Below are 15,896 nucleotides of genomic sequence, written 5' to 3' on the forward strand. Positions count from 1 at the left end.
CCTGGGCGGCGACCGAGGCTGAGGCCGCGACCGGGACCGGCGCCGTGACCGAGACCGGACCCGGCCTCGGGAGGCACGGCCTCGGGACCGGCGCCGCCCTCGCCACTGGTCCGAGCCCGGACCCCGGCCCCGAACCGGACCCCGGCCTCGGCCCCGGCCCCGGCCCGAACCCCGCCCGTGCGCCCCGCCCCTAGGTCAGAGCAGTTCGAACACCGCCGAGACCGTCACCTGCTCCTCGATCTCGCCCGGCGCCAGCGGGACGCCCGGCTCGTCCGCGGGCATGCTCGGTACGGCACCGGGGCCCGGGCGCAGCGAGTCGCCCTCGCTCAGCGAGATCAGCTTCCCGAGCTCGTGGCCGCTGAGGCGGGCGTGCTGCGAGGCCTTGTCGTAGGCGTCGCGGAAGGCCGCCTCGCGGGCCTTCGTCCGCAGGGCCGACGGGTCGGCGACGTCGAAGACGACGCCGTTGATCCGGCCGGCGTCCCCGGTCGCGTCGTTCACCGCGCCGATGACCTGCCCCGTACGGTCGAGGTCGCGGACCTTGACCGAGAAGGACTGCCCGGCCTGGTAGGCGGTCACCTTGCTCTCGCCGTCCGCGTTCTGGGTGTACACCGGGGACAGGGAGAGGCTGTCGGTCCTGATGTCCCGGTCGTCGATCCCCTCCTTGCGGAGCACGTCCAGGAGCGCCTTGGCGGCGACGTTCTGCGCCGCCATCGCCTCCTTGGCGGTCTTGCGGGTGGCCTCGACGCCCACCGAGAGGATCGCCAGGTCCGGGGCGGAGGCGGCCCGTCCGCTGCCGGTGACGCTGACCGTGGCGGGCGCGACGGCCGTCACGGTGAGCCGCGGGGCCGTCCGCTCGGGCGCGGCGAGGGCGGGGACCGCGCCGCCCGCGAGGAGCCCTCCGGCCACGACGGTGGCGGCGAGCAGTCGCGCGCCACGCGCGCGCGTGGACGTGGCGGCAGTGAGGTGGGCAGGAGGCTGGCGGTTCGTCACGGGCGATCCCTTCGGGGGCGGGTGCCGGGGCTCCGGCGCGCGCTTCGCAACACCCGTTACCACGGCCCCTCCGGCGCCACTCCTGATCGCAGGTCCGCTTCACCTCTCCGTACCAGCCGTACCCGGCCACGGCCGTTGTCGGACCCGCTTGGTACAACTCATCACGTCAGCCGATACCCCTCGTCGTCGCCGGGAGCACCACCATGACCATCGGTCACCACCTCAAGGAATTCCACGGTCTGCCCGTCTTCGACCTCCCGGAGGCGGACGCGCGGGTCGAGCTCCCGGAGCCCGACGCGGTCGCCTGGCGGCTCTCCGCCGCGACGTACGCCGAGGACGACGACGAGCTGTGGGAGCCGATGTTCGAGCGGTTCCTGAAGACGGTCGACGCGAGCCGGGTGCGGGCGCTGGTCGTCGGCGGCTGGAACGAGGCGTACGAGAACTCGTCCGCCGACATCGTCGCCGCGCTGGGCGCCGCCCGCGACCGGCTGACGGCGCTGGAGGCGGTCTTCCTCGGGGACATGACCTTCGAGGACTGCGAGATCTCGTGGATCATCCAGTCCGACGTGACGCCGCTCCTCGCCGCGTACCCGGCGCTCAGGGAGTTCGGTGTGCGCGGCGGTACGGGCCTGGCCTTCCCGTCGGTCCGTCACACCGCGCTGGAGACCCTGGTGGTGGAGACGGGCGGCCTGGGCGGCGAGGTCGTGCGCGGCATCGTGGGCAGCGAGCTGCCCGCCCTGGTGAAGCTCGACCTGTGGCTGGGCACCGACGAGTACGGCGGGGACAGCACCACCGAGGACCTGGCGCCGCTGCTGGCCGGGACGGCCTTCCCGGCCCTGCGCGACCTGGCCCTGCGCAACAGCGTGATCCAGGACGCCGTGGCCGCCGCCGTGGCGGGCGCGCCGGTCGTCGCCCGGGTCGAGCGCCTGGACCTCTCGATGGGCGTGCTCACCGACGAGGGCGCGGCCGCCCTCCTCGACGGGCGGTCGCTGACCCACCTCGAACACCTGGACCTGTCGCACCACTACCTGTCGGAGGCGATGCAGGAGCGGGTCCGCGCCGCGCTCGCCCCGCACGGCGTGACCGTCGTCCTCGACGACGCCGAGGAGGCGGAGGACGACGGGGACGGCGAGGTCTACCGGTACGTCGCGGTCGCGGAATGACCGAGGCCCCGCGCCTCGTGGTCGTCGGCGATCCGGCGGGCCGCCGTGTCGCCTTCTTCCAGGACGCCGTGCGCGCCGCCGGGCTGCCCGCCGCGCGCGTGGTGTCCTGGCCCGAGGTGCTGCGCGGCCGGGCCCGGTTCGCCGGGGGCGAGGCCGTGCGGCTCGACTCGCCCGGCGAGGACCCCGAGGCGGAGCGCCTGCTGCGCGGGGTCGACGACCCGGCCCGGGTCGAGGGCAGCCGCCTCTGGTACGAGCGGTTCACCACCGCCGTGGCGGGGCTCGCCGGGACCGTGGCGGAGGCGGGGGCGCGCCTGCTCGACGACCCCGCCGAGCTGGCCGTCCTCTTCGACAAGCGGCTCGGTCACGCGCGGCTGCGGGCCGCCGGGGTCCCGGTGCCCGAGTCGCCGACCTCCGGCGCCTCCGCCCCGGTCGTACGGGGCTGGGCGGACGTGCGGGCGATCACCGGGGGTCCGGGCATGCGCCGGGTGTTCGTGAAGCTCGCGCACGGCTCGTCCGCGTCGGGGGTACTGGCGGTGGAGACGAACGGGGCGGGCCGGGTCCAGGCCACGACCTCGGTCGAGCGCGGTCCGGACGGGCGGCTCTTCAACTCGCTGCGGGTACGGCGCTACACGCGCGAGGCCGAGGTCGCCGCGCTCGTGGACGCCCTCGCCCCCGACGGCCTGCACGTCGAGCGCTGGCTGCCCAAGGCGACCCAGGAGGGCCGGGCCGCCGACCTCAGGGTCGTGGTCGTCGACGGACGGGCCACCCACGCCGTGCTCCGCACCAGCCGCTCCCCCATGACCAACCTTCATCTGGGCGGAGCCCGCGGCGACCTTGCGGCGGCCCGGGCCGCGATCGCCGCCGCCGGCGGCCGGTGGGAGGACGCGCTCGGGGTCTGCGAGCGGGCCGCCGCCGCCTTCCCCGGCCGGCGCTGCGTCGGTGTCGACCTGTTGCCCGCCGCCGGCTGGCGCCGCTTCGCGGTGGGCGAGGTCAACGCCTTCGGCGACCTGCTGCCGCGCCTGACGGGCCTGCCGGGCAGCGGCGCCGAGGGGCTCGACACGTACGCGGCGCAGGTCGCCGCCCTCACCCGCCGCGTGGACACCCCGCCCGGACCACCCGGCACACCCGGCACACCCGGCACACCCGGACCACTCGACACACCCGCGTCACCCGCGTCACCCGCGTCACCCGCACCACCTCGCACCACAGGAACGAGCACCCCGTGAAACACCCCGACATGAACACGATCGTCGGAAGCCACGACGTGCTCCTGGTCACCCTCGACACGCTGCGGTACGACGTGGCCGTCGAGCTGGCGGCCGAGGGGCGCCTCCCGAACCTGGCCCGGCATCTGCCCGAGGGCGGCTGGGAGCGCCGGCACGCGCCCGGCAGCTTCACCTACGCCTCCCACCAGGCGATCTTCGCCGGCTTCCTGCCGACCCCGGCCGCCCCCGGCCCGCACCCGCGGCTCTTCGCGGCCCGCTTCGCGGGCAGCGAGACGACCGCCGACGGCACGTACGTCTACGACACGCCGGACATCGTGTCGGCGTTCGCCGCCGAGGGGTACCGGACGGTCTGCGTCGGCGGGGTGGGCTTCTTCAACGAGCAGCCGCCGCTCGGCACCGTGCTGCCCGGCCTCTTCCAGGAGAGCCACTGGGAGCCCTCCTTCGGCGTCGCCTCGCCGACCTCCTTCGAGTCGCAGGTCACCCGCGCCGAGGAGGTCGTCGCCGGGCTCCCCCGCGACCGCCGCCTCTTCCTCTTCGTGAACGTGTCCGCGCTGCACCAGCCCAACTGGTTCCACCTGCCGGGGGCGACCCGCGAGGCGGGCGACTCACGGGCCACGCACGCGGCGGCCCTGGAGTACGTGGACCGGCACGTAGGCCGGCTCTTCGCCGCGATGAGCAGCCGCCGCCCGTGCTTCGCGATCGTCTGCTCCGACCACGGGACGGCGTACGGGGAGGACGGTTTCACCGGCCACCGGCTCGGCCACGAGGTCGTGTGGACGGTGCCGTACGCGCAGTTCGTCCTGCCCGGCCCCGAGGACGGTGACGCCGCATGAGCACGGCCCCCCGCCCGTACCGCAGCTACGTCTACGCCTACCCGCACAAGACGGCCTACCGCGCGCTTCCCGAGCGACCCGAGCTCGCCGCCCTCTGGGCCGACGAGCCGAAGGACGCGCTCTCCCTCTACGCGCACATACCGTTCTGCGAGGTCCGCTGCGGCTTCTGCAACCTCTTCACCCGGATCGGCGCACCCGACGAGCTGACGACCCGCTACCTGGACGCGCTCGACCGCCAGGCCACGGCCGTCCGCGAGGCGCTCGGCGACCGCGGGCCGGTGCGGTTCGCCACGGCCGCCTTCGGCGGCGGCACGCCGACCTTCCTCACCGCCGCCGAGCTGGAGCGGCTCTGCGACATCGCCGAGAAGCGGATGGGCGCCGACCTGCGGGCCGTGCCGCTCTCCGTGGAGACCTCGCCCTCGACCGCCACGGCCGACCGGCTCGCCGTCCTCGCCGAGCGGGGCGCGACCAGGCTGAGCATCGGCGTGCAGAGCTTCGTGGAGGCGGAGGCGCGGGCGGCCGTCCGGCCGCAGCGGCGCGCCGACGTGGAGGCGGCGCTCGGCCGCATCCGCGACACCTGCGTCCCCGTCCTCAACATCGACCTCATCTACGGCATCGACGGCCAGACCGAGCGGTCCTGGCGGAGCTCGCTCGACGCGGCCCTCGCCTGGCGCCCGGAGGAGCTGTACCTCTACCCGCTGTACGTGCGGCCGCTGACCGGCCTCGGCCGGATCCAGGACCCGGCCGCGGCGGACCGGGAGTGGGACGAGCAGCGGCTCCGCCTCTACCGGTACGGCCGCGACCACCTCCTCGCCCACGGCTACGAGCAGGTGTCGATGCGGATGTTCCGCCGTGCGGACGCGGGCCCGTCCGGGCCCGACGACTACGCCTGCCAGACGGACGGCATGATCGGCCTGGGCTGCGGCGCCCGCTCGTACACCTCGGCGCTGCACTACTCCTTCGACTACGCCGTCGACATGCGGAAGATCCGCACGATCATCGACACGTACACGGAGACGGGTCCGGAGGAATTCGCGCGGGCCCATCACGGCTTCGCGACGACCGGGGCCGAGGCCCGGCGCCGCCACCTGCTCCAGTCGCTGCTCCAGGCCGAGGGGATGCCGCTCGCCGGGTACGAGGAGCGGTTCGGCTCCTCGCCGTTCGCCGACTTCGGGCCGGAGCTCGCGCGCTTCGAGGAGTACGGCTGGCTCGACGCGGACGCGCCGGCCGGGCTGCTGCGGCTGTCGCCGGAGGGTCTGGCGTACTCCGACGGGCTCGGCCCCGAGCTCTTCTCCCCCGTCGTGCGGGCCGCGATGGCCGCGTACGAGCTGAAGTAGGCGGTCGTCGTGGATCTCACCGTGCTCTACCGCGGGCCGCTCTCCTCCTGCGACTTCGACTGCCCGTACTGTCCCTTCGCGAAGCGCCGGGACAGCCGGGAGCAGCTGCGCGCGGACCGGGCCGCGCTGGAACGGTTCACCGGCTGGGCGGCGGCGCAGACGGAGGACCGGCTGCGGATCCTGTTCACGCCGTGGGGCGAGGGTCTGGTGCGCTCCTGGTACCGGCGCGCGCTGGTGGAGCTCTCGCGGCTCCCGCACGTCGAGCGGGTCGCGATCCAGACCAATCTGAGCTGCCGTACGGAGTGGCTGGCGGAGGCCGACCCGGCGAGCGTGGCGCTGTGGTGCACGTACCACCCGGGGCAGACGCCGTACGAGCGGTTCCTCGGCAAGTGCCGGGAGCTCGCGGACCGGGGCGTCCGGTTCAGCGTCGGTGTGGTCGGCCTCCCGGAGCACCGGGAGGAGGCGCGGCGCCTGCGGGCCGCGCTGCCGCCGCACGTCTACCTGTGGGTGAACGCGGCCGAGGGGCACACGTACACCGACGCGGAGGCGGCGGAGTGGACGGCCGTCGACCCGCTCTTCCCGTACAGCCGGCATCCGCACCGCTCGGCGGGGCTGCCCTGCCGCACGGGCGAGTCGGTGATCTCGGTGGACGGCGAGGGGACGGTGCGGCGCTGCCACTTCGTCAGGGCGGAGCTGGGCAACCTGTACGACGGCTCGTACCGCGCCGCCCTGCGTCCCCGCGCCTGTCCCCTCGCCGTCTGCGACTGCCACATCGGGTACGTCCACCTGGAGACGCTGCCGCTGTACGACGTGTTCGCCGGCGGGGTCCTGGAGCGGATCCCCGCCGCACCGCCCCTTACAGGGGCATGAGGTCCGGGCGCTTGGCCTCGACGTGGTCGCCGGAGCTCTCGCCGCGGAGCCGGCGGCCGATCCAGGGCACGAGGTACTCCTTGGCCCAGTGGATGTCGTCGCGCCGGACCTCCAGGGTGCCGCGCGCCGGCAGCGGCGGCCACGGCTGGTCCGGGTCGGCCGGGACCTCCATGCCGAGGACCTGGGCGGCGCGGAGCGCGACCCGGGTGTGGCCGTCGGCCGAGAGGTGGAGCCGGTCGTCGTCCCAGGCCCGCCGGTCCTGCACGGACTTGAGGGACCACAGGTCGAGGACCGGGCAGTCGTACCGGTCGGCGATGGACCGCACGTGCGCGGTGTACGTGGCGATCTTCCCCCGCAGGTGCTTGAGCACGGGGACGTCACGGGTGTCGAAGCCGGTGGTCACCATGACCGTGCCGACGGCGGAGGTGAGGTCCGCTACGGCGCGCTCGAAGCGCTCGGCCACGTCGTCGGGGTCCGTGCCGGGGCGGATGATGTCGTTGCCGCCGGCGCAGAAGGTCACCAGGTCGGGGGCGAGTTCCTTCGCCCTCGGGACCTGTTCCGCCACGATCTGGTCGAGCAGGCGTCCCCGTACGGCCAGGTTGGCGTAGCGGAAGGTGTCGTGCTCCGGCAGCTGGTCGGCGAGCAGGACCGCGAAGCGGTCCGCCCAGCCGACGAAGGTCCCGTCGGGCCCGGGGTCTCCGACGCCCTCGGTGAAACTGTCGCCGATCGCCGCGTACGACCCGATGGCGTTCTTGTCTTCTGATCTCGAATCGTCTGCCACGGGTGCACATCCTTCCCTTTCGAATGTGACCTACGCGACCGTAGGGAGGGGTTGACGAGCAGTGACATATGCCACCGATAAAGAATTCCCCAAGACGGAATACGGCGACGGCCCGGCACACAGGTGCCGGGCCGTCGTCGTGGTGCGCGCGGGGGGGGCGTGCGTCAGCGCGTGCGTCAGATGGAGACGCCGTGGCCGCGCAGGTACGCGAGCGGGTCGATGTCCGAGCCGTAGCTCGGCGAGGTGCGGATCTCGAAGTGCAGGTGCGGGCCGGTGGAGTTGCCGGTCGAGCCGGAGAGGCCGATCTGCTGGCCGCCGCCGACCTGCTGGCCGGCGGAGACGGAGAGGGACGAGAGGTGCGCGTACTGCGAGTAGTTGCCGTCGGCGTGCTGGATGACGACCTCGTTGCCGTAGGCGCCGCTCCAGCCGGCGGAGACGACCGTGCCGGCGCCGACGGCGCGGACGGTGGTGCCGGAGGAGGCGATGAAGTCGGCACCGGTGTGGTAGCCGGAGGACCACATGGAGCCGGAGGCGCGGTACGGGGTGGAGACGCCGTTGCCGACGGGGGCGACCCAGCCGGACGAGGTGGCGGCCACGGAGGTGCGCTCGGTGCTGCGGGAGGCGCGCTGGGTGTCGCCGTTCTTCGAGGAGGAAGAGGAGGAGGGCGACGAGGCGGCGGAGGAGGACGAGGAAGAGGAGGCCGAGGACGACTTCTTCTTGGTCTGCGCCTTCTGGGAGTGCGCCTTCACGGTGCTCTTCGGGGCGGCCTTCACGGTGCCGGCCGGGGTGCTCTTCGCACCGAGGGTCAGCTTCATGCCGGGCATGATCAGCGAGGGGTCCTCACCGACGACCTGGCGGTTGTCCTCGTAGAGCTTCTCCCAGCCACCGGCGACGTTCTGCTCGTCGGCGATCTTCGAGAGGTAGTCGCCGCTGACGACGGAGTACGTCTTCGGGGCGGCCTTCACGGCGGCGACCGGGGTCGCCTTCAGCGCGGCGGGGGCCTTCGCCTGGGCGGCGACGGTCACGGCCTGGGCGGGAACGGCGGCCGGGGCGGCCTGCTCGGCGGCGTAGGCCCCGGTGGCGCCGAAGATCGGCAGGGCGACGACGGCGCCGCCCGTACCGGCGGCGACGAGGCCGCGGGTCAGGGGGCTGAACTTGGGACGGCGGTGCTTACCCTTCGCGGGCATGGCGAATTCCTCTCCGGCGCCTACGAGGTGAGCTGTCGGGTTCGGACTGGAGATGCCCGGCCGCGTGTCACGCGGCTTCACCCCAAGCCGTCCTGCGTCGCGGGACCGGCGTCATTCCTGGGTCCCCCGCTCCTGCCGTGCATGGGATGAGTGCGGATTCCGGGCGGTGGCAGGATTAGGCGGTCCGACCGGATTGATGGCGACGCTAGACGAGCGGGGTCGGAGCAAACAAGCCGCACTTTTCCCTTCCCAAGATCGGCGGCTATTTCCCGGCCGAATTTCGATCACCCTGCGTGGATGACGGTCCCTCGATTTCCTTTTCGTGCACGGGAATTGCTCCGGGCCTCCGACCACGATCCGTCACCTCTATGACCCTGCTCACGAGCGGCCTCTCATCTCACCTTCAAGCGGGGCGCGTTGTGGCCTAGGCCTCATAACGGACAGATCGCCCATTTCCACCAGATGGGGTGCGCCGACACGTCGTCACCTGGATGATTGCGCCAGGAACCGATCTCGCGTGCCCGGCACCCGAACACCGACCACCAGGAGCATCCGTGACGCAGCAGCTGCCGCAGGTCCCGCCCATCGACGCGAACGAGCCCGAGCTCGCGGAGGTCCGCAACTTCCGGGACGTGGGCGGCCTGCCGACGACGGACGGGCGGGCGGTCCGTCCCGGGCGCCTCTTCCGCAGCGGCCACCTCGCCCACGCGACCGAGGAGGACGCGGCCTTCCTCGCCTCGCTGAACCTCCACACCGTCTTCGACTTCCGCAACACCGCGGACCGCCAGATCGAGGGCGCGGACGTCGAGCTCCCCGGCGTGCGGAACGTGAACATACCGCTGAGCGACCCGGCCGACGGCAAGGAGTTCTGGAAGATGGTCCGCGACGGCGACGTCGTGCAGCTGCGGGAGATCCTGGGCGACGGCAAGGCGGCGGCCCGTATGTCCGATTCGTACCGGACGATGCTGGTCGAGCGGACCGCCGAGCACAGCCGGCTCCTGCACGCCCTGGCGGAGGACAGCGTCCCGGCCCTCATGCACTGCGCGGCCGGCAAGGACCGCGCGGGCCTCTCCATCGCGGTCACCCTGCTCGCGGTCGGCGTCGAGCGGGAGGCCATCGAGGCCGACTACGTGAAGTCGAACGCCCCGCACCGCCGCTACAAGGTGCGCCGCAGCTCCACCTCGGCGGACGCCATGTCGCCCGAGGTGATGGAGCTGCTCAGCCCGCTCTTCGACGCGCGGGTGGAGTACCTGCGGGCCGCCCTGGAATCGGTCGAGGCGGCCTGGGGTTCGGTGGAGGCGTACCTCACGGAGGGCCTGAAGCTCTCCCCCGAGACGCGCGAACGCCTCCGCGAGCGTCTGCTCACGGAGGCGTAGGACACCCCGCTCCCGGCGACCCCTACCGGTCGCGGCCCCTCACCCGCCGCGGCCCCTCACCGGCTGCGGCCCCTCACTGGCTGCGGCCCCTCACTGGCCGGCGCCCATGCTGAACAGCAGGTAGAGGAAGCCGGCGAAGAGGTGACCGGCGATCAGGTAGGCGAAGAGGCGGAGCACGAGCCCCTTCGGGAACTTGCCCTCACCGCGCTCCTCGCCGGTGATCGCCGCGGACTTCTCTGACATTCCAGGCATGTCGGTCCTTTCTGAGGGGTTCAGCGCCGGTGCGGGGTCCCGTCGCCGAGACACCGCTCGGCGACGGGGCTCTGCATCAGGGTGTGGACGAAGAGCAGCTCGGCGCCGCCGCGCGTGGCGGCGCCGATGCGGTGCGGGACGAGCGAGTCGAAGTGCGCGCTGTCCCCGGGATCGAGGACGTGGACGGCGTCGCCGAGGGCGAGCCGCACCTGCCCCTCCAGGACGTGGATCCACTCCTCGCCGGGATGGACGCGCACGATGTCGGCCTTCGTGGCGTACGGCACGTGGACGCGCAGGCACTGGAGGGCGCGCCCGGCGCCGCCCGCCTGGCGGTAGATCCAGCCGTCGGCCTCGACGGGGTCGGAGCGGCCCGCCCGGACGACGGGGTCGTGCTCGGGAGGGGCCTCGCCGAGCAGCTCGGAGACCGTCGTACCGTAGGTACGGGCGAGGGCGAGCAGCATCGGGAGCGAGGGCTGCCGGTTCCCCGTCTCCAGCCGGGAGAGGTGGGCCGGCGAGAGTCCGGCCCGGTGGGCGGCGGCCTCCAGGGTGAGCCCCCGGCGGCGGCGCAGGGCCCGCAGCTGCGGGGCGACGTCCGGCAGCAGGTCGGCGGCGGTGGCGGGGGCCGGGGAGGTCTCCCCGGGGACGTGGTCCATGCGTCCATTCCGCCAGGATCATGCCTCTGAGGCAAGTTTCTTGCCCCAGAGGCAAAAACTCTCCGGCATACGCACGGGGTCAGCGCTGGGCGACCGCCTGCTTCACCAGTGTGCGCCCGAAGTCCCACATCAGACCACCGCCGCCGTGGGCGTCGTCCATGACGGCCGTGAAGGCGGTCACGAACCGGTCCACGTCCGCCTCGTCGACGACCAGCGGCGGAATCAGCTTGATCACCTCCAGGTGGTCCCCGGAGACCTGGGTGAGGATCCTGTGCCGCTGGAGCAGCGGCACGACGACCATCTGGGCGAAGAGCCCCTTGCGGGCCGCCTGGAGCATCGCCCACCGGCCGCGCAGGCCCAGCGAGGTCGGCCGGCCGAACTCGATGCCGATCATCAGACCGCGCCCCCGCACCTGGTGCAGCAGCTCGTACCGGGGCACGAGCTCCTCCAGGCGCGAGCGCAGCAGCCCGCCCACCCGCCGGACGCGGCCGAGGACGTCCTCGTCCTCCATGACGGAGAGGACGGCGAGCCCGGCGGCCATGGCCTGCGCGTTCGCACCGAAGCTCGCCGAGTGGACGAGGACCCGGTCCATCGAGGAGTAGACCTTCTTGAAGATCCAGTCCTTGCCGAGGGTGGCGCCGACCGGCACGTACCCGCCGGAGAGCGCCTTGGCGACGCAGACGAGGTCCGGCTCGACGCCGGGCTCGTGCTGGTACGCGTAGAAGTCGCCGGTCCTGCCCAGGCCGGTCTGCACCTCGTCGGCGACGAGCAGGGCGCCGTGCCGGTGCAGCAGCTCCTGGGCGGCGCGCAGGAAGCCGGGCGGCGCCTCGTGGACGCCCTTGCCCTGGATGGGCTCGACGACGAAGGCGGCCACGTCGCCGCGGCGGAGCTCGCGCTCCAGGGCGTCGAGGTCGCCGAGGGCGATCGCGGTGTCGGGGAGGAGCGGGCCGAAGCCGTCCCGGAAGCCGTCCTCGCCGTTGACGGAGAGCGCGCCGGCGGTGAGCCCGTGGAAGGCGTGCGCGCAGTAGAGGACCCGGGGCCGCCCGGTGGCGTACCGGGCGAACTTGAGGGCGGTCTCGACGGCCTCCGTGCCGCTGTTGCCGAAGAAGACCCGGTCGAGGTGGGGGCTGTGGGCGAGCAGCCGCTCGGCGAGGAGGCCGGGCAGCGGCTGGCAGTCGAAGCGGGTCAGGTCGGCGAGCTGGGCGTCGAGGACGTCGTGGAGGGCCTTGCGGACGACGGGGTGGTGCCGCCCGAGGCCCATGACGCCGAAGCCGGCGAGCATGTCGAGGTGGTCGACGCCGTCGGCGTCCCAGAAGTGGGCGCCCTCCGCCCGCTCGTAGACCTTGTCGAAACCGATGGTGTGGAGCATGCGCGGCAGCTGCGGGTTGAGGTACTTCGCGTGCAGCTCGTACCGCTCGCCGCCGCGCTCGGCGAGCAGGGCCCGCAGGTCGAACTCCCCGCTCATCGCGCCCGCCTCACGCGCTCTTCCCCGAGACGGTCTCCCGGACCGCCCGCAGGGATTCCTTGAGGGAGCCCATGGTGGCGAGGACCGCGGTCGGTTCGTATCCGCAGTGCGCCATGCAGTTGGCGCAGCGCGGGTCCTTTCCGCGGCCGTACTTGTCCCAGTCGGTCTCCTCGATGAGTTCGCGGTACGTGGGGACGTAGCCGTCGCTCATGAGATAGCAGGGGCGCTGCCATCCGAAGAGGGAGTAGTTGGGAATGGCCCAGGCGGTGCAGGGGAAATCGGCCTTTCCCTCGAGGAAGTCGAGGAAGAGCGGGGAGTGGTTGAGGCGCCAGCGGCGCCGGTTTCCTCCCGCGAAGGCCTTCTTGAAGAGTTCCCTGGTCTGTTCGACGCCGAGGAAGTGCTCCTGGTCGGGCGCCTTCTCGTAGGCGTAGGCGGGAGAGATCATCATTTCGTCGACCTGGAGGTCGTCGTTGAGGAAATTGAGGACCTCGATGATCGTCTGCGGGGTGTCGGTGTTGAAGAAGGTCGAATTGGTGGTGACGCGGAATCCGCGCCGCCTGGCCTCCTTGATGGCCGCCACGGCCTCGTCGAACACGCCTTCCTTGGCGACGGATTCGTCGTGCCGCTCGCGCAGGCCGTCGATGTGGACGGCGAAGGCGAAGTACGGGGAGGGGGTGAAGTTCTCCAGCTTCCTGCGGAGCAGCATCGCGTTGGTGCAGAGGAAGACGTACTTCCTCTTCGCCACCAACTGACGGACGATCTCGTGGATCTGAGGGTGCATCAGCGGCTCGCCGCCGGCGATGGAGACCATGGGCGCGCCGGACTCCAGGACGGCGCCGACCGCCTGGGCGACCGGCATGCGCTGCTTGAGGACACCCGCCGGGTGCTGGATCTTTCCGCAGCCCTCGCACTTGAGGTTGCAGGCGAAGAGCGGCTCCAGCTCGACGATCAGCGGGAACTTGTCACGCTTGCGGAGCTTCTGTTCGAAGAGGTAGGTCCCGACCCGGATGGACTGACGGAGCGGCATGGCCATAACTCGCTCACCTCCTGGGGAGCAGCAAAGAACGGTGCCATTCGAAGAATGCGGGAAGGACGGCACGGAGAACGCGGAAGGCCGATATTCCCCCGCGCACCGTGCCGATCCGGACCAGTTCATGTTCCGGAGCGTCCACGACCACCCGGACGGCCGCAACCGGACGCCCTTCGGGGCCGTCACCGGGGCGGCGGGCGGCCCGGGCGGCCCGGAGGGTGGCCGCGGACTCCATGTCGACCGCGAGGGCGCCCGTGGCGCGGAGCGCGGCCCGCTCGGGCCCGCGCACGACGTGGTCGGAGCCGATGAGCGGGCCGGTGTGCACGGTCCGCCCGGGCACGGCCCTGGCCAGGGCCTTCACGAGGAGGTCGGTGCCGACGCACGGGGTCGTCGTTCCGTCGGGGCCCAGGGTCTCGTCGGCGACGACGACGTCCCCGGGGTGCATGCCGGGAGCGAGCCCCGCGCAGAAGCCCGAGGCGATGACGGCGGCCTCGCGCCACCGCTCCTCGCCGAGCGCCCGGGAGACTGCGCGGTCGGCGTGGGCAGGCCCCATGCCGGTCCGCACGACGGTGACGGCGCCGGGAGCGCCGCCGGAGCCGCCGCCGCGCAGGGCGAACCGCTCGATGCGCAGCGCGCAGGCGACGAGCAGCGGGGGCGCGTCCGCGGGGCCCTCTCCCCGCTCGCGGCCCATCACCCCGCCTCGGAGGGCCGTGCGGCCCCGGCCGCCGCCCGGGCCCGCGCCCGCGCCAGGGCGCCCGTGGCGGGTTTCGGCTCCCCGTGCAGGTACCGCCCGAGCGCCGTCAGCGGGAAGACCTGCCGGTAGAGGTGGTAGTTGATGGAGAAGTCCCAGGGGAAGCCGGTGCCGGTGAAGTACGGCTCGTCCCAGGTGCCGTCCTCGGCCTGCGTCCTGACGAGCCAGGCGACGCCCCGCCGGACGGGTTCGGAGTCGCGCTCGCCCGCGGCGAGGAGGCTGATGAGCGCCCACGCGGTCTGGGAGGCGGTGGAGACGCCTCGCCCGATCCAGGCCGGGTCGTGGTACGAGCGGAGGTCCTCGCCCCAGCCGCCGTCCTCGTTCTGGACGGAGCCCAGCCAGGCGACGGCCCGGCGGATCGCCGGGTGGGAGACGGGCATCCCGGCGGCGGTCAGGGCGGGGAGCACCGAGGCCGTGCCGTAGACGTGGTTGACGCCCCAGCGGCCGAACCAGGCGCCGTTCGGCTCCTGTTCGGCGAGGAGCCAGTCGATTCCCCGGCGGGCACGGGGGTGTTCGGCCTGTCCCTCGTAGGCGAGCATCTCGACGACGTGGGCGGTCACGTCGGCCGACGGCGGGTCGGTGACCTCGCCGAAGTCGCAGAACGGCAGCTTGTCGGGGAACGGACTGGTGTTGTCGGCGTCGAAGGCGCCCCAGGCGCCGTTGCGGGACTGCATGCCGAGCGTCCAGCGCGCGCCCCGGGCGACGGCCGCCTCGACGCGGGCGGGGTCGGGGTGGTCGACCCGCCGCAGGGCGAGCAGCACCTCGGCGGTGTCGTCGATGTCGGGGTAGTTGTCGTTGTGGAACTCGAAAGCCCAGCCGCCGGGCGGGAGTCCGGGACGTCGTACGGACCAGTCCCCGGACCTGGTGATCTCCTCGTCGAGCATCCAGTCGACGGCCTTGACGAGGGCCGGGTGGTCGGGCCGCAGCCCGGCGTCGGCGAGCGCGATGGTGGCGAGGCAGGTGTCCCAGACCGGGGACTGGCAGGCCTCGATCATCCGCGAGCCGTCCTCGCGCCGCACGGCGAACCGGTCGAGGGACTCCAGGCCGGCGCGCATGACGGGGTGCCCGAGGTCGTAGCCGAGGAGGTGGAGCGCGATGAGGGAGTAGACGGCCGGGGGCTGGATGCCGCCCCAGCAGCCGTCGTTCTCCTGCCGTTCGACGATCCACCGGGCGGCCACGTTCATCGCGGTGCCGCGCAGGGCGCGCGGGGCGATCCGGTGGTAGACGCGCAGGGCCTTGTCGAGCCGCTGGAAGACCCCGTCCCAGCCGGTGAGCGGGGCGAGGGGCCGGGGCGGGTTCGGGCGGGCGGGGTCGGTGTGGAGCTCGTCGAGGGAGAAGGGCGCGGGCCGGACGGGGCGCTTCGCGGAGACGACGGTGAGCGGCACGATCGTCTGGCGGGCCCAGCAGCCGAAGTCGTAGATGTTGAGCGGGAACCACCGGGGCAGGAAGATCAGTTCCGGTGGCACCTCCGGGAGGTCCTCCCACCGCCACCAGCCGAAGAGGGCCAGCCAGATGCGGGTGAAGACGCGGGCGCGGGCGATGCCGCCGCCGGCGCGGACCCAGGCGGAGGCGCGGGCCATGTGCGGGGCCTCGGGCGGGTCCCCGGCGAGCCGGAGCGCCACATAGGCCTCGACGGTGGCGGAGAGTTCGCCGGGCCCGCCGTGGAAGGTGGCCCAGGCGCCGTCCTCGCGCTGCGCGCGGCGGATGTGGAGGGCGGAGGCCCGGAGGGTGTCGGCGTCGAGGATGCCGAGGAACTGCCGGAGCAGGAGGTCCTCGGCGTCCATGGTGACGTTGGTCTCCAGGTCGCCCTTCCACCAGCCCGCCGGGTCCTGGCGGGCGAGAAGGTCGTCGACGGCTCGTTCCGCGGCCAGCGCCGCCGCCCCGTCGAGGTCCGGCGCTGCGGCGTCGGAGGCGTACGTCGTGCTGGCCGCGGCCGCGCGGGGGCCCGAGGCCCCGGCGCTTCCGTCGGTCGTCGCTGTCAT

Annotated in this window: 15 protein-coding genes and 1 riboswitch; of the genes, 6 read left to right on the forward strand and 9 right to left on the reverse strand. The window is 73.1% G+C overall.

Features of this window, described 5'->3' with window-relative positions; translation table 11 throughout:
* Positions 1 to 195: 195 nt before the first annotated feature.
* Positions 196 to 990 (reverse strand): SIMPL domain-containing protein, encoded by a 795-nt coding sequence (locus AB0G79_RS15075; protein ID WP_360806014.1) that lies wholly within the window; start codon positions 988 to 990, stop codon positions 196 to 198.
* A gap of 203 nt (positions 991 to 1,193) precedes the next feature.
* Here AB0G79_RS15075 and AB0G79_RS15080 point away from each other — a divergent pair, with 203 nt between their 5' ends.
* The 5 genes from AB0G79_RS15080 to AB0G79_RS15100 are packed head-to-tail and all read left to right on the forward strand — an operon-like array spanning position 1,194 to position 6,419.
* Entirely contained in the window at positions 1,194 to 2,153 is a 960-nt protein-coding gene (locus AB0G79_RS15080) for an STM4015 family protein (protein WP_360806017.1), read from the forward strand.
* A complete protein-coding gene (locus AB0G79_RS15085; RefSeq protein WP_360806020.1) occupies positions 2,150 to 3,379 on the forward strand; it encodes an STM4014 family protein in 1,230 nt (409 codons plus the stop codon). The genes AB0G79_RS15080 and AB0G79_RS15085 overlap by 4 nt, the downstream gene beginning before the upstream one ends.
* Before the next feature lie 11 nt (positions 3,380 to 3,390).
* The gene (locus AB0G79_RS15090; protein WP_360806023.1) at positions 3,391 to 4,212 is read left to right on the forward strand and encodes an STM4013/SEN3800 family hydrolase; all 822 of its coding nucleotides are present in this window, start codon (positions 3,391 to 3,393) and stop codon (positions 4,210 to 4,212) included.
* Positions 4,209 to 5,549, forward strand: coding sequence for an STM4012 family radical SAM protein (locus AB0G79_RS15095; protein ID WP_360806026.1), 1,341 nt, complete (start codon positions 4,209 to 4,211; stop codon positions 5,547 to 5,549). Before AB0G79_RS15090 ends, AB0G79_RS15095 begins: the two co-directional genes overlap by 4 nt.
* 9 nt (positions 5,550 to 5,558) lie before the next feature.
* Positions 5,559 to 6,419, forward strand: a complete 861-nt coding sequence (locus AB0G79_RS15100; protein WP_360806029.1) for an STM4011 family radical SAM protein — start codon at positions 5,559 to 5,561, stop codon at positions 6,417 to 6,419.
* On the opposite strand, the gene AB0G79_RS15105 is transcribed toward AB0G79_RS15100, so the two are convergent.
* A complete protein-coding gene (locus tag AB0G79_RS15105; protein ID WP_360806032.1) occupies positions 6,406 to 7,200 on the reverse strand; it encodes an SGNH/GDSL hydrolase family protein in 795 nt (264 codons plus the stop codon). The two genes, AB0G79_RS15100 and AB0G79_RS15105, sit on opposite strands and share 14 nt — an antisense overlap.
* Before the next feature lie 176 nt (positions 7,201 to 7,376).
* Positions 7,377 to 8,387, reverse strand: coding sequence for a LysM peptidoglycan-binding domain-containing M23 family metallopeptidase (locus AB0G79_RS15110; RefSeq protein ID WP_360806035.1), 1,011 nt, complete (start codon positions 8,385 to 8,387; stop codon positions 7,377 to 7,379).
* 4 nt (positions 8,388 to 8,391) lie between these two features.
* Positions 8,392 to 8,546, reverse strand: a riboswitch (cyclic di-AMP (ydaO/yuaA leader).
* 395 nt (positions 8,547 to 8,941) lie between these two features.
* On the opposite strand from AB0G79_RS15110, the gene AB0G79_RS15115 reads away from it, so the two are divergent.
* A complete protein-coding gene (locus AB0G79_RS15115; protein ID WP_360806038.1) occupies positions 8,942 to 9,763 on the forward strand; it encodes a tyrosine-protein phosphatase in 822 nt (273 codons plus the stop codon).
* A gap of 90 nt (positions 9,764 to 9,853) precedes the next feature.
* On the opposite strand, the gene AB0G79_RS15120 is transcribed toward AB0G79_RS15115, so the two are convergent.
* The 6 genes from AB0G79_RS15120 to shc all read right to left on the reverse strand — a co-directional run bounded on the left by AB0G79_RS15120 (position 9,854) and on the right by shc (position 15,896).
* Positions 9,854 to 10,006, reverse strand: a complete 153-nt coding sequence (locus tag AB0G79_RS15120) for a DUF6126 family protein (protein WP_360806041.1) — start codon at positions 10,004 to 10,006, stop codon at positions 9,854 to 9,856.
* 29 nt (positions 10,007 to 10,035) lie between these two features.
* Positions 10,036 to 10,668, reverse strand: coding sequence for a helix-turn-helix domain-containing protein (locus AB0G79_RS15125; protein ID WP_360806044.1), 633 nt, complete (start codon positions 10,666 to 10,668; stop codon positions 10,036 to 10,038).
* 79 nt (positions 10,669 to 10,747) lie between these two features.
* Complete coding sequence (locus AB0G79_RS15130; RefSeq protein WP_360806047.1) at positions 10,748 to 12,133, reverse strand: aspartate aminotransferase family protein; 1,386 nt, start codon at positions 12,131 to 12,133, stop codon at positions 10,748 to 10,750.
* 10 nt (positions 12,134 to 12,143) lie between these two features.
* Complete coding sequence (gene hpnH / locus AB0G79_RS15135) at positions 12,144 to 13,166, reverse strand: adenosyl-hopene transferase HpnH (RefSeq protein ID WP_360806050.1); 1,023 nt, start codon at positions 13,164 to 13,166, stop codon at positions 12,144 to 12,146.
* Between the two features lie 7 nt (positions 13,167 to 13,173).
* A complete protein-coding gene (locus AB0G79_RS15140) occupies positions 13,174 to 13,854 on the reverse strand; it encodes a 1-hydroxy-2-methyl-2-butenyl 4-diphosphate reductase (RefSeq protein ID WP_360806053.1) in 681 nt (226 codons plus the stop codon).
* Positions 13,854 to 15,896 carry a squalene--hopene cyclase gene (gene shc, locus AB0G79_RS15145; RefSeq protein WP_360806056.1) on the reverse strand — a complete coding sequence of 681 codons (2,043 nt, stop codon included), beginning with the start codon at positions 15,894 to 15,896 and terminating at the stop codon, positions 13,854 to 13,856. Before shc ends, AB0G79_RS15140 begins: the two co-directional genes overlap by 1 nt.

It is taken from the genome of Streptomyces sp. NPDC020807 (genome assembly GCF_040641575.1).
GTDB lineage: Bacteria > Actinomycetota > Actinomycetes > Streptomycetales > Streptomycetaceae > Streptomyces.

Coding starts and splice junctions, on each gene's coding strand:
- AB0G79_RS15080 (WP_360806017.1), top strand. CDS start 1,194: ATGACCATCGGTCACCACCTCAAGGAATTCCACGGTCTGCCCGTCTTC.
- AB0G79_RS15085 (WP_360806020.1), top strand. CDS start 2,150: ATGACCGAGGCCCCGCGCCTCGTGGTCGTCGGCGATCCGGCGGGCCGC.
- AB0G79_RS15090 (WP_360806023.1), top strand. CDS start 3,391: ATGAACACGATCGTCGGAAGCCACGACGTGCTCCTGGTCACCCTCGAC.
- AB0G79_RS15095 (WP_360806026.1), top strand. CDS start 4,209: ATGAGCACGGCCCCCCGCCCGTACCGCAGCTACGTCTACGCCTACCCG.
- AB0G79_RS15110 (WP_360806035.1), bottom strand. CDS start 8,387: ATGCCCGCGAAGGGTAAGCACCGCCGTCCCAAGTTCAGCCCCCTGACC.
- AB0G79_RS15120 (WP_360806041.1), bottom strand. CDS start 10,006: ATGTCAGAGAAGTCCGCGGCGATCACCGGCGAGGAGCGCGGTGAGGGC.
- AB0G79_RS15125 (WP_360806044.1), bottom strand. CDS start 10,668: ATGGACCACGTCCCCGGGGAGACCTCCCCGGCCCCCGCCACCGCCGCC.
- AB0G79_RS15130 (WP_360806047.1), bottom strand. CDS start 12,133: ATGAGCGGGGAGTTCGACCTGCGGGCCCTGCTCGCCGAGCGCGGCGGC.
- hpnH (WP_360806050.1), bottom strand. CDS start 13,166: ATGGCCATGCCGCTCCGTCAGTCCATCCGGGTCGGGACCTACCTCTTC.
- AB0G79_RS15140 (WP_360806053.1), bottom strand. CDS start 13,854: ATGGGCCGCGAGCGGGGAGAGGGCCCCGCGGACGCGCCCCCGCTGCTC.
- shc (WP_360806056.1), bottom strand. CDS start 15,896: ATGACAGCGACGACCGACGGAAGCGCCGGGGCCTCGGGCCCCCGCGCG.